A 12,270-nucleotide genomic window follows, 5' to 3' on the forward strand; every position below is an offset into this window, starting at 1 on the left:
TCCGGTCCACTCAGATAGCGGACCTATGCCTGTCAGTCGAGCTCATTGCGTTACCTCACGGAAGCACACAACCAGGAACGGTCGCATGCCTTACGGACGGTGTGCTCAGTACACACCTGGTACGCCCGGTGGACGATTCTTGAAGCGTCGATGCACCCAGTAATATTGCTCTGGGCACCGATTGATCTGCGTTTCAAGAAATTCATTCAATCGGCGCGCGTCGATCGTCTCACTTTCTGAAGGAAAGTCGCTGAGCGGCTCGAAGATGGTCAGCTTATACCCGCGGTAGTCGGGCAATACTTCAGTCATGAATGGTACAACCCGCGCATGGGCCAGTCGAGCAAGGCGCGAAACCGAAGTGAGTGTGCACGCGGGGACGCCAAAAAACGGCACAAAAACGGAGTTGTGTATGCCGTGATCCATGTCAGCAGCCAGCATGACTGGTTTGCCTGAACGAAGTAAGCCGACGATCTTTCTGGCGCTTGTCGAACGTTCAATCATCTCGGCGCCAAATCTGCCGCGTTGCCGCTTGGCTAGACTGCAAAGGCGCGCGTTCGACATGCGTGTATACAGTGAGGCGGCGGGCAGGCGCGTTGAGTAGAGTATGCAGCCGACCTCGATGCTCACGAAATGGAAGCCCAGAAAGATGGTCGGTGGAGCATTCCTGTCTTCCAGATCGATTCGACTTTCGATGTGGACCAGCTTCCGTATCCTTTGCGCGCTGCCATACCATTGAATCCCTCGTTCGAGATAGCTTCGAACGACGTGGCGAAAATGGTTTCTGGCAAGGTCGTCGTACTCGCACTCGCTCTTGCCCGGAAAACAGAGACGCAGATTGACGAGAGCGATATGTTTTCGGGAGCTTGGAAGTGCATATAACATTGCCCCAAGCGCGCTGCCGAACCTCGCGACGAGCGTATAGGGAAGGACTGCGAAGACGCGCAGCAGCACTACAATCAAGACATAGCCTAATCGCCCCAAGAACCTCCCCCGCTTGCGAGAATCACTCATCGCGACACGGAAAAATACGAATACTTACGGATGTATAACAAAATTCGAGATCCTGGTGGCATAGCATGGCGATGGCAGCAGAGAAGTATCGCACGTACTGCGTTGTGACGGGCTACCCAGGTGGACGCCAGGGGTTCTCGGTTCTCCCTGGCGAAAACGACTGCGTATGGGCGGCAAGCGCCTGCAGCGCGGATGCACCACCAGGCGGCCGTTCTACTTTGAAAGCCGCCGCCGAGTCCACATTAGGGCGAAGGGCAGATCCGGGTCGCGAGCCGCCGACCGCCGTCAGGCAGGAGTCGGCCCAAGAGCGGCCGCTCGGACGCACGTTGATGCAACCCCTGGAATGTCGGCGCCCGCCCAGACTCCAGACCTTCCGTCCGCAATCCGGCCATGGTCTGGCGTCGCATGCCCCATCCATCGCCATAAGCATGGTGGCAACGTCTTCGAAGCTACCGACGCCGCTTCGCTCAAAACGCTTACGTCCACTGGAACAAGCCGGCCCTCTCGGCAAGAGCCGATCGGCGTCGAGGTTTTTTGTTTCGGCAAAGATCCAGGTGACGCGTCTCTCAGCGCCCAACCGGCCTGAATAAGCGATTCTTGTCGAGCGTGGCTGGATCGAGCGTATTCTCGCTGCCTTCCGCAGGCGACTCGGGGGCGGCGTCTTCCAGCGCCGGCCCGGTATAGCGGCCTCGTGGCCGTATGACCTTGCTCACCCGGAGTTGCTCAATGCAGTGCGCGAGCAAACCCACGCTCCGGGCTGTTGCGAACAACGCGAACGACGCATCGCGCGGCAACGCCAGTTGAGCCGTCAGGGCCGCAAGCGCAACGTCGATATTTGGCTTGAGCCCGGTCAGCTCAACCACCTTGTTGATGAACGACATGATCTCTTGAGGCGGATTCAGCACTTCGAGCACCGCGGCCGCCCTCGGATCGCCGTCCGGATACAGATGATGTCCAAACCCGGGGATTGGAATGGCCGACTGCAAGTGATGGGCAACCACGTGCTGCGCACCGAGTCTTCCGACGTCGTCGAACACGGCCCGCACGCGGCCTGACGCGTCGCCATGCAGTGGGCCGGAGAAAGTCGCGAGTCCCGTGAGCAGGCATCCGGGCAGCGACGCGCCGGTGGAGGCGGTAATCCTGGCGGCGAACGCGGAACTCGTAATCTCATGGTCGGCCACGAGGACTAAGGCACGGCGGATAAGTTCGGCGCCATCGCGGTCCTGGCCCCAACCAAGCGCGAGCCGCTCATGCGTCATTTGTGCGTTCGCGCCGCGTCGCGCACCAAACGCTTGTGCGATCAGCGCCACGAGCCGGCCGGCCTCGACATGCAGTGCGCTGTCCGTGCGTCCGAGGGTCGAGTGTCCACAGGCCGCGAGCGCTGCCAGCGATGTGAACGCGCATTGCCTGCCGCGCTCGTCGCCCTGTAGCGGCAACTCGCCGCTTTCGAAGGAAACGGGGGCGCGCGCGTTCCAGAGAATGGCCGCCACGTCTTCAAGCGTCGCCGCGTCCGAAAGCCGGATGCTATCCCGCCCCCGGTAGTAGGGCCGGCCTTTTGAGAAGGTGGTAATGCTGCTGTAAATGCAGGGTTCCGCACCGAATATGGTCCCGGCGGCGAGCGCTTCGCGCTTGCGTCCCACCTGCTTTTTTCGGCACAGACCGGCGACGTCCTCCGCGCGATAGAGGCTCTTGCGTGGGTCGAGCGGATCCGGCATGACGGCGATGGTACCTCGACTTACATACGCATAGACAGTCTGCGCCTGCACTCCGAGTTGTCGAGCCGCTTCAGTCAGAGTGATCCAGTTTCGCATGGGATGGCAAGCAAGGTGATGCAGCGCAACGGGGCAACGGGGGAGTGACGACGCAGATCGCGCCTTGCACTCGAGCACGCCCGATCCAGCGCCAATATTGACGTTTTTTCAGGTAAAAGTCATCTCGGCGGGTCGCCGCTCCAGTATCTCAACGAGAACGTCACCGGGCGAGCGCACGAAGCAGGCTCTGACGCCGGGGCGAACCTGCTTGATCGGTTCGACGATTTCCGCGTCGCAGAGCAACAGATGCACGAACGCCGCGTCGATATCGTCCACGACCACGCCGAAATGATCTATGCCCTGCTGCCGCTCGCAGCGAGGGTGGCCGGCCTGGGCGCTCGCCAGCGAGGTGATGAAAAGGTTGATGCTGCCGATGCGCAAATCCACTCGCCCAGGACGACGCACGATCTCGGCGTTCAGGCAGCGCGCAAACCATGCCGCAGTGGCTTCGGCGTCCGCCGAGCACAGTTGCAGATGATCCCACTTGAATTCAATCATCCGATTTCACCGTATAGTTGAAAGCATCACAGTTCGATGCGGGAAAGCTTGCCCAGCAGCACGGAATACGAAAACGTTCCGAGCAGGCAGATCGCGCCCATCAGGTTGAGGGCCCAGTAGAAGTGGCCGGTGTGCTGGGTGATGTAGCCGATCATGAGCGGCGTGGTGACGGCCGCGATGTTGGCCGCGAGGCTCGTGATGCTGCTGGTCAGTCCCACGTACTGTCGAGGCGCGATTTCGGAAACGGCGGCCCACGACATCGACCCGACGCCCTGCGCGAAGAACGCGATCGTCAGGATGGCGATCACCAGCTCGTTCGACTCGACGAAATTGACAAGCACGATAGACGCGCCGAGCATCGTGCCGATGATGAGCGGAGCCTTGCGCGCTGTCGAAAGCGCCACTCCGCGCCGAATAAAAAAGTCCGAAAGGGAGCCGGCCGCGAGAATGCCGACCGTGGCGCCGATAAAAGGCAGTGCCTGGAAGATCCCAACCTTGATCATCGACATGTGACGCGCTTCGATCAGATAGGTCATGAACCACGTGGTGAAGAAGACCAGCAGCGTGTTGTTACAGAACTTTCCGAGACAGATGGCGAGAACCTGCCGGTAGGTGAGCAGCTTGAGCGCCATGCGCCAGTCGAACTTCTCGCGGGGCTTGCGCGTCGCCGCGGCACCTTCATTGATGTATTGCAGCTCGGTGGCATTCACGCGCGGGTGCTGATGCGGATCGCGGTAAACCCGGTACCAGAGCAGACTGAACAGAATGCCGAAGCCACCGGTCACATAAAAGACCGTCCGCCAACCATACGCGGCGGAGATCCACAGCAACAATCCGGTGAACAAGGGCGTCCCGATGTATTGCCCCATTACGTAGACGCTGGTCGCGAAGCCGCGTTCCCGGGCGGGAAACCACAAGGTCACGGCGCGTGCGTTTGAAGGGAAGGCCGGCGCCTCCAGTGCGCCGATGGCGAGCCGCGACCCGAGCAGCATCTGATAGCCGGTCGCGAAACCCTGCGACAGCGTGGCGAACGACCAACCGACCAGAGACAGCGCATAGGCGAGGCGTGAGCCGAGAATGTCGGTCAGCACTCCGCCGGGCACCAGCGCAATGGAATAGGCAAGACCAAATGCAGCAAACAGCTCGCCCATCTGCATCTTGTTGAGCGCCAGCCCCTTCGAGAGGCCCGGCGCAACGATGCCCAGCGCCGACCGGTCCACGTAATTCAGAATGGTGGCCATGAGCAACATCGAGAGCACGACGTAGCGGACTCTGGAGCGATTCGTGGTATCCGCGTAAGCCGGGGTTCCCACCGGCAATGTTTGTTCCTCTGCGATTTTCATCGGTGTCTCCGTAACATTAGCCTGTTGTTTTTTTAGTTGGCTTAAGGGCGATTTATCCGCGGCCGACGAACGGCATGGCGGTCGCCATGATGGTCATATTGAGAACATTGGCTTCGAGCGGAAGACTGGCCATGTGCACGACTGCATTCGCCACGTGCGTCACATCCATTCTTGCTTCGGGTGCCAGGCGTCCGTCCGCTTGCAGTACGCCGTGGTTCATCCGTTCAGTGAGCGATGTGGCGGCGTTGCCGATGTCGATCTGGCTGCAGGCGATGTTGAATGCGCGTCCGTCCAGCGCGATCGATCTGGTGATGCCAGTCACAGCATGTTTTGTTGCCGTATAGGCAATGGTATGCGGCCTTGGCGAGTGGGCGGAGATCGATCCGTTGTTGATGATTCGTCCGCCTTGCGGGGACTGTGCCTTCATCAAACGATAAGCGGCGCGAGCGCAGAGGAAAACGCCGGTCAGATTGGTGGCCACGACGTCGTTCCAGAAGTCGACTTCGTAGTCTTCCAGAGGGACAGCCCCAGCATTGCGCCCCGCGTTGTTGAACAGCACGTCGAGCCGACCGAATGCCTCGGCAATTCCCGAAAACGCGTGCTCGACCGATGCTGCGTCGCCAACGTCGGCCTGGAATACATCCGCTTCTCCCCCCGCCCTGCCGATTGCTTCCTTTGTTTCCAGCAGCGGCTCGGCTCTGCGCCCGATCAGCGCGACGGCGAATCCTGCGTTAGCAAGTGCGACGGCGGCGGTTCGGCCGATGCCGGAGCCGGCGCCCGTCACGGCTGCGAACTTCTTCGATGCAGACATTTCCTTTCCTCTCGTCAAGTCAATTGGACATGGGAAACAGAGTCGCATTCGCATCAGGGGTTGAGCAATCTTGATTCATTGAATCAACATCCGCGGGCCTTGCGGATGGGGATCGCATCAGGGTTTTCCTGATGCGCGTGTGGCCGCAAGCAAGATTGAAGAGGGACAAGACGGAAACAGATCGCAACGCGCAGGCGCCGCGAACAATAGGGGCGAGTCATCACCGAGGAGTTGATTCATCCAATCAACATTGACGGCCCGGTCAGCGATTTCGTAGTCTCTCGACGTGTGCCTACCAAAGGAAAAACCATGTCGGAAGATAAACGCACCAGCCTGTTGATTGCGCGAACGGTTCCCACCGCCGTGGCTAATCGCGCTGCGGCCGAATTCCATGCCTTCGTGACCGAGTCCGATATGAATTCGTGGTCTGTCGTCGACTTCTGCAAGAAGCACGACGTGCCGGCCGTACTCATCGGGAAAAAATCCGGCCTGCAAGCGGAACACATTGCCGCGCTGCCTTCGACGGTCAAGATTATTGCGAACGCGAGCGCGGGCTTCGATCACATGGACGTAGCGGCGGCCCGTGAAAGGGGAATCGTCGTGACGAACGCGCCCGACGCGTTGACCGAGTGCACAGCCGATTTTTCCATGCTGCTCTTGCTGGCTGCGTGCCGTCGCGCGTCAGAATACGAACGGATCATGCGCAACGGATGGGGCAAATCGTTCGGCATGACCGAGATGCTGGGTATGCGAGTGAATGGCAAGACGCTCGGCATCGTCGGATTTGGGCGTATTGGACGGGCGGTCGCTAAGCGTGCGCAGGGATTCGGCATGCGCGTGATCTACACGGACATGCACCGTGCGGCCCCGTCGCTGGAAAATGGCGCGACCTTCTATGCCACTCTCGACGAAATGCTGCCGCACTGCCAGGTCCTCACGCTGCACGTGCCGGGTGGAAGCGTCCCGCTCATGACGAAAAGAGAGTTTGGACTCCTTCCCGCAGGCGCGATTTTTGTTAACGCGGCGCGTGGCGGCCTGGTGGACGAAGATGCGCTTTATGACGCCCTGACGTCGGGTCATCTGTTCAGCGCGGCTCTGGATGTGTACCGGAACGAGCCCAACGTCGACAAGCGGTTTGCTGAGCTCGACAACGTGTTCCTGACGCCCCATATGGCCAGCGCGACGATCGAGACCCGCGACCAGATGGGCTTTACGGCGCTGGACAATATCGCCGCCGTGCTGGAAGGACGGCCCGCCTCGAATCCTGTCTAAGGCTCGCCCTCATCGTGACAGTAACGTTGCGACGCCGGCTGACCAGCCGTCTCCCGATAAACATCGACCAACGGCCGTTGTACACGCAAGCAGCCGTTGGTTTCGCATCGGGCCGAAGGGCGGCAGTGGGTCGTAAGTACGCGCTGGCGGATTTGAGAGTCGCCGCTCCGGAGCCGCCTCGGGCGAGCGCTACGGTGTGCCCGGCAACGAAGCGGTGCTCAACGCGTTCTTGCGCTACCACCATACGCAGGGGCTTTCCGAGCGGATAATGACTATCGACGAACTGTTCGCGCCTTCCACCACGGCGCAGTTCGTTATCTGACGCCATTCGCGGAGCGGCGAAAATCTCTTCCTCTGGCCCGAGACAGGTTTCTCCATGCGCGCCAACCATGCTTCGCCTACGCAAACTGGCATGCCCGTGCTCCAGACGACGGGCCATATCTCCTCGTTCGGCAACGACGCGATTTCATTGCGCTGGACGAACGAGGACAAACGTCTCGCCGGTTTCTCACTGATCGATTGCGAGCGCAAACGCACGTTGCGCATCGTAGCGCCGTTCACGCTCACGCTCGCTGACGGAACCACCATCGGCCTGGCCGAGCTGAGGGTCGTTGCGCCCGTGAGCGACGCTGCGCTCGAACCCAACCCGCATGCGTCCCGCTTGGCCGAACGAATCGCAGGGCGACGCGCGAGCGTCTCCCTGGTAGATACACATGGACGCCTAAAGGTGCAATGGAGCGTGGTGCAGCGCGAAGGGTCACGATATCTGCGCGTCCAGCTGGCGATTACCGCGCTTCTTCAGGACGAAGCAATTGCTGCCGTGTCGTTGCTGAAGACGCGCGCTCCAGGCGCCAGGGCCAGTAGTGAGCGCAAGGGCACGCCGGTCATTGCGGGCAACTTCTATCTGGGCTTCGAGCACCCGCTGGCGACAAGTCAGGTGAAGGGCGACAGCCTCAGCTTCATGCTGCATCGCGCGTTGCCGCTGGAGAAAAACAGGACGCTGGTCTACTCCGCTGTGGCAGGTGTAGCCAGCGACGGCCAGGTTCGGCGCGACTTCGGCATCTATCTGGAGCGGGAACGGGCTCGCCCGTATCGCCCGTTTCTGCACTACAACAGTTGGGGCGACATCGGCTACCTCACGCCGTACACGCAGGAGCAGGCCCTCGAGCGCATCGCAACAATCGGCCACGAGTTGCACACAGCGCGCGGGGTGCAGATCGATTCGCTTCTGTTCGACGATGGCTGGGACGACCTTGGCGGCGGCTGGCAATTCAGCAAGGCATTTCCACATGGCTTCGTTCCGCTGCGCGACGCTGCCGCGCGATTCGGTGCCGCTCCCGGCATATGGCTTTCCCCGTGGGGCGGCTACGGTGCGCCGAAACAGGAACGCGTGACGCGAGGACGTGCCGCTGGTTATGAGGTCATCGACAACGGTCTCGCATTATCGGGGCCGACGTATTACCGGCGCTTTCATGAAGTCGCGATGGACTTGCTCGACAAGGGCGGCGTCAACCATTTCAAGTTCGACGGCACAGGCAATGCCGACAGGGTGTTCCCCGGCAGCCTGTTCGACAGCGATTGGGACGCGGCGATTCAACTGATCGAGGACATCCGCGCGGCCAAGCCCGAAACCTTCATCAATCTCACGACAGGTACGCATCCGTCGCCGTTCTGGCTGCGCCACGTCGACTCCATCTGGCGCGGCGGCAGCGACGATGGCCTGGCGGGCAGCGGCACCAACCGCGAGCGCTGGATCACATACCGCGACATGCAGACGTATCACAACGTCGTGGAGCGCAGTCCGCTCTTTCCACTCAATTCGCTGATGCTGCACGGCATCCTCTACGCGCAGTGCAATCCACGCCTCAATGCGTCGGCGGGCGACGCATTCTCCAACGAAGTGTGGTCGTACTTCGGGACCGGCACGCAATTGCAGGAGCTCTACATTACGCCGGCGCTGCTGGGCGAGCACGACTGGGATGTGCTTGCGCGCGCCGCCCAATGGGCGCGCGAAAACGGCGACATTCTTCGCGACAGTCATTGGATCGGCGGAGCGCCGGACGAACAGGCGGCCTACGGTTGGGCAGCGTGGGCGCCGCACAAGGCGATCGTGACCCTGCGCAATCCTCACAGTCGCACGCAACGCTTCACACTCGAGCTGCGGCGCCAACTGGAACTGCCGGATCACGCGGCGGCACGATTCGAATCGCGCAGCCTTGGGCGTGCGGGGGATTCCGGTATTCCTGCTCAACTGGACGCTGATCTGTCGCAAGCAGTGCAACTGGCGCCGTTCGAAGTGCTCACGCTCGAACTGCTGCCGGTTGCCGCCGCGAAGCGGTGAAGGGGGACGAAGCGTAGGCCCTAGTACAACCTGTCGGCCAGTTGAATCAGCTTTGCCTCGATCTGATGGAGGTCGAAGACCAGCACCTCGTTGTTACCTTGCACGAGCCACGGCGCGGGACAATACAGGCGCTTTTGCGGGCCGATGTTCCAGTAGCGTCCGAGATTGTGGCCATTGACCCAGACGATACCCTTAGTCCAGTTGCTCATGTCGAGCCAGGTGTCGCCGACTTCAGTCAGCAGCACGTTCGCCTTATAAAAGAGACCGGGTTTCCGTGGGTTCGTGCAGTCTTCGTTGAGGTTGGCGATAAACGTTTCATCCATCGGCAGCAGGTAGATGTCCCATTCCTCGAGCAACGCGAGCGAGCCGTCGACGTGTTTCATCGTGACCGGCTCGAGCAGACCTTTACGGTCAACGATCGCGGGTCCGAAGTTGACGCGCCCCATGGCCTCGACGAGTATCTCCAGCGCTACCTGGCCGTCCGGGTTCGACCCGTGCTTGTGCCGCGCCGAAGGCAGGGCAAGCGGCGCGCGATGCATCATGTGGAGCGACTGCGCGTACTTCTGCGGCAGTTGCGCTCTCGATACGCCGCCCGCGTACCGTTCACCAAGGAAAACCGTTGCGTAGTCGTGAACGGCGCTGATATCCAGCACACCGCGCGCGTGCTCCGGCAAAGACTTGCGATACAGCACGAAGCCAAACGCCTGACCGTAGCGTTCAAACGACTGCGGCTCGACGCCATGCTCGCGTGGCAGTGCCGCGGGCAGGTTGTCCCAGATCGAGGCGTAGAGCGTTGGCATCAAGGCCTCAGCGCCTGCGCAGTCAAGCGTGGCGATGACCTCGGGTATGGCTGGCAAGGGTTCGGGCAGATAGCCGGCGATCAGGTCTCGATACTTCATGTACTTCGGCGTCGCCATGCCTTGCTCGCTGATCGGCGCGCAGTAGTCGTAGCTCGTGATGTCGGGCTGATAGTTGCCTGAAGCGTCCACGTTCGCGCCGGCAAAAAAGCCAAAGCTCGTGCCGCCGTGAATGACATACAGGTTGAACGACAGTCGCGCCTCCATGAACGTGGCCAAGGTACTGGAGAGGTCGTAGTCCACGCCCGCGAACCCCGCTTCGCCCCAATGCGTGAGCCACCCTGGGTACACCTCGCCAGCCATCGCGGGCACCGAGGGGAATTCGCGGCGCACGGTTGCGATCTGCGCTGCGTCGCCGTTGCTCAGCGCGATCGCGCCGCCCGTTACCGTGGTGCGATTGCGTTCGAGTTGCGGGAGACCGTCTTCGGTGTAGAACGGCCCGGTTATGCCTCCTGCTAGCCAAAGCTGCCTGAGCTCTTCGAGGTAAGCCGGATTGCTCGCATACGAACCGAATTCGTTCTCGATCTGGATCATCAGGATCGGTCCGCCGTGCTCGCTCATCAATGGCTTGATATGCGGAACCAGTTCGTCGATATAGCGAGCCACCGCCGCCATGTAGCGAGGATCGGTGGCCGAGTCGGTCCGCAACTGGATGTCCGGATCGCGCAACAGCCAGGAAGGGAGGCCGCCCAGATCCCACTCCGCGCACACGTAAGGTCCGGGGCGCAACAGCACCCACATCTGCTCGGCTTGGCACAGGCGGATGAAGGCCTCGATATCGCGATTCCCGCTGCGGAAGTCGAACACCCCTCTATGCGTCTCGTGGTAATTCCACATGATGTACAACGCGATGCAGTTCATCCCCATCGCCCTTGCCATGCGGATCCGGTGTCGCCAGTACTCGCGCGGGATGCGGGCTGGATGCACCTCGCCGCTGCGAATCTGGAACGGCAGGCCGTCGAGCAGGAAATGTTCGCCGTCGGGGCTAAAGGAGAAGGTATGGCTGCGTTCGAGGTTCACGATGGGCGTTGTCAAGTTGACGAATGCAGGCTACTTGTAAATCGGCTGCACCTGCGAGAACGGTAGAACGCAGTTCCTTAACGATCAACAGCTTGCGAACTTTTTCGGTCCGCGGCGGCGCCATGCCTCGCACGGACCAAAGGTGTCGTTCGCCGGACCGGCCGACCAACGTCAGCTGAGGAACGGCGGATTCAACCGGTGGATGCGATCGCTCGATGGAATCGTTCAGCTGGCGTGCGTATTGCCGGTGCGTGAACTATTCTGAAAAGATCGCAATTGTTCATTCCTTTTCAGGTATTCGACAGGAGGTGTGCCATGTCGATGTCGCCAACCTTGCAGGACTGCCTGCGCAGCAAGGGTTCCCGCTACGAAGTCGTGCGTCACCCATACAGCCACTCGAGTATCGAAACGGCTGCTGCGGCGCACATTCCGGGCGACCGCCTCGCCAAGACCGTGCTCCTCGAAGACGAACACGGCTACGTGGCCGCCGTGCTGCCGTCAACTTACGCCGTGCAGCTCTCCGAACTCTGGAGCAAGACAGGGCGCCGGCTCGCCCTGGCCACGGAAGTCGAACTGCGCGAATTATTCAAGGACTGCGATGTGGGTGCGCTGCCGCCAATTTGTATGGCGTATGGCATGAAAACCTACCTGGAATCCAGCCTGGCAGGCCAGCCCGACGTCTACTTCGAGGCGGGCGATCACGAAGAACTGATTCATATGGAAGCGGATCAGTTCCTCATGCTGATGGACGATGCGGAGCGCGCCCATTTCGCCCGGCGGATGCGAGGGTTGAGCGGGCGGGCCTGACCCAACTGGCCAGCTCGTGCGCCGGCCACGATAATTTGACCGCCTTTTGCTTCATTTGTCAGGGGGTAACTAATCAGCGGAAGCTAGAATTTTTTTCCAACTTCCGCTTGATTAGTCACGCGTCATTGCGCCAACTGCCAGCGCAGCACCGGATGCGTCGCGCCGGCAGGCATCGCCCACACCCCCGTCGGACCGAAGTCATCACCCCCGAATGATGCCGGTGTGCTCGTCTGCGCGGTGGTCAGCCCGTTCACCGCGGGAATCGGCGTGCCGTACACGACGCCGGCTGTGGCGGTCGTGGTGTCGGTGTCCCAGTACACATCGTTCCCGATCGTGCCTGTATTGGCCCGCGCGATGCCGATCGGCTGATAGGACGGCTGAGTCACGAGAACGGTTGCGAATCTCCCCACGACCCATTCCGATATCATTTCGCAAGGATGCGCGGCATTTGCCGTTATCACGTATGTAGTCTCTAACCTTTTCCCCGTTGCAGCGGGGA

General features: G+C 60.9%; 11 protein-coding genes. 4 read left to right on the forward strand and 7 right to left on the reverse strand.

Annotation, left to right across the window (positions count from 1 at the left end):
* Positions 1-105: 105 nt before the first annotated feature.
* From OKW40_RS28595 to OKW40_RS28615, 5 genes are all read right to left on the reverse strand, one after another.
* Positions 106-1,011 (reverse strand): lipid A biosynthesis lauroyl acyltransferase, encoded by a 906-nt coding sequence (locus tag OKW40_RS28595; protein WP_184061669.1) that lies wholly within the window; start codon positions 1,009-1,011, stop codon positions 106-108.
* Positions 1,012-1,577: 566 nt separating this feature from the next.
* Complete coding sequence (locus OKW40_RS28600) at positions 1,578-2,822, reverse strand: citrate synthase (protein ID WP_187613146.1); 1,245 nt, start codon at positions 2,820-2,822, stop codon at positions 1,578-1,580.
* A 108-nt stretch (positions 2,823-2,930) separates the two neighbouring features.
* Complete coding sequence (locus OKW40_RS28605) at positions 2,931-3,320, reverse strand: VOC family protein (protein ID WP_429492912.1); 390 nt, start codon at positions 3,318-3,320, stop codon at positions 2,931-2,933.
* A 26-nt stretch (positions 3,321-3,346) separates the two neighbouring features.
* Positions 3,347-4,663 (reverse strand): MFS transporter, encoded by a 1,317-nt coding sequence (locus tag OKW40_RS28610; RefSeq protein WP_429492914.1) that lies wholly within the window; start codon positions 4,661-4,663, stop codon positions 3,347-3,349.
* Between the two features lie 52 nt (positions 4,664-4,715).
* On the reverse strand, positions 4,716-5,474 hold the full coding sequence (locus OKW40_RS28615) for an SDR family oxidoreductase (RefSeq protein WP_429353012.1): 759 nt from the start codon (positions 5,472-5,474) through the stop codon (positions 4,716-4,718).
* Between the two features lie 309 nt (positions 5,475-5,783).
* Between OKW40_RS28615 and OKW40_RS28620 the strand changes: the two genes are divergently transcribed.
* From OKW40_RS28620 to OKW40_RS28630, 3 genes are all read left to right on the forward strand, one after another.
* Positions 5,784-6,746 carry a 2-hydroxyacid dehydrogenase gene (locus OKW40_RS28620; RefSeq protein ID WP_187619784.1) on the forward strand — a complete coding sequence of 321 codons (963 nt, stop codon included), beginning with the start codon at positions 5,784-5,786 and terminating at the stop codon, positions 6,744-6,746.
* Positions 6,747-6,942: 196 nt separating this feature from the next.
* On the forward strand, positions 6,943-7,068 hold the full coding sequence (locus tag OKW40_RS28625) for a hypothetical protein (RefSeq protein WP_260321215.1): 126 nt from the start codon (positions 6,943-6,945) through the stop codon (positions 7,066-7,068).
* Between the two features lie 54 nt (positions 7,069-7,122).
* Positions 7,123-9,087: an enterotoxin gene (locus tag OKW40_RS28630; protein ID WP_429492916.1), complete on the forward strand. Its 1,965-nt coding sequence runs from the start codon at positions 7,123-7,125 to the stop codon at positions 9,085-9,087.
* Positions 9,088-9,107: 20 nt separating this feature from the next.
* On the opposite strand, the gene OKW40_RS28635 is transcribed toward OKW40_RS28630, so the two are convergent.
* Positions 9,108-10,979, reverse strand: coding sequence for a beta-galactosidase (locus OKW40_RS28635; RefSeq protein WP_429492918.1), 1,872 nt, complete (start codon positions 10,977-10,979; stop codon positions 9,108-9,110).
* A 300-nt stretch (positions 10,980-11,279) separates the two neighbouring features.
* On the opposite strand from OKW40_RS28635, the gene OKW40_RS28640 reads away from it, so the two are divergent.
* Positions 11,280-11,771: an aminoacyl-tRNA deacylase gene (locus tag OKW40_RS28640; RefSeq protein WP_090807449.1), complete on the forward strand. Its 492-nt coding sequence runs from the start codon at positions 11,280-11,282 to the stop codon at positions 11,769-11,771.
* Positions 11,772-11,893: 122 nt separating this feature from the next.
* On the opposite strand, the gene OKW40_RS28645 is transcribed toward OKW40_RS28640, so the two are convergent.
* Positions 11,894-12,157 (reverse strand): hypothetical protein, encoded by a 264-nt coding sequence (locus OKW40_RS28645; RefSeq protein ID WP_429492920.1) that lies wholly within the window; start codon positions 12,155-12,157, stop codon positions 11,894-11,896.
* Positions 12,158-12,270: the final 113 nt, after the last annotated feature.

The organism is Paraburkholderia sp. RAU6.4a (genome assembly GCF_050435625.1).
Lineage (GTDB): Bacteria > Pseudomonadota > Gammaproteobacteria > Burkholderiales > Burkholderiaceae > Paraburkholderia > Paraburkholderia tuberum.

What these genes read in the sequence shown, in the direction of transcription:
- OKW40_RS28595 (WP_184061669.1), bottom strand. Translation starts at nt 1,011, where the DNA reads ATGAGTGATTCTCGCAAGCGGGGGAGGTTCTTGGGGCGATTAGGCTAT.
- OKW40_RS28600 (WP_187613146.1), bottom strand. Translation starts at nt 2,822, where the DNA reads ATGCGAAACTGGATCACTCTGACTGAAGCGGCTCGACAACTCGGAGTG.
- OKW40_RS28605 (WP_429492912.1), bottom strand. Translation starts at nt 3,320, where the DNA reads ATGATTGAATTCAAGTGGGATCATCTGCAACTGTGCTCGGCGGACGCC.
- OKW40_RS28610 (WP_429492914.1), bottom strand. Translation starts at nt 4,663, where the DNA reads ATGAAAATCGCAGAGGAACAAACATTGCCGGTGGGAACCCCGGCTTAC.
- OKW40_RS28615 (WP_429353012.1), bottom strand. Translation starts at nt 5,474, where the DNA reads ATGTCTGCATCGAAGAAGTTCGCAGCCGTGACGGGCGCCGGCTCCGGC.
- OKW40_RS28620 (WP_187619784.1), top strand. Translation starts at nt 5,784, where the DNA reads ATGTCGGAAGATAAACGCACCAGCCTGTTGATTGCGCGAACGGTTCCC.
- OKW40_RS28630 (WP_429492916.1), top strand. Translation starts at nt 7,123, where the DNA reads ATGCGCGCCAACCATGCTTCGCCTACGCAAACTGGCATGCCCGTGCTC.
- OKW40_RS28640 (WP_090807449.1), top strand. Translation starts at nt 11,280, where the DNA reads ATGTCGATGTCGCCAACCTTGCAGGACTGCCTGCGCAGCAAGGGTTCC.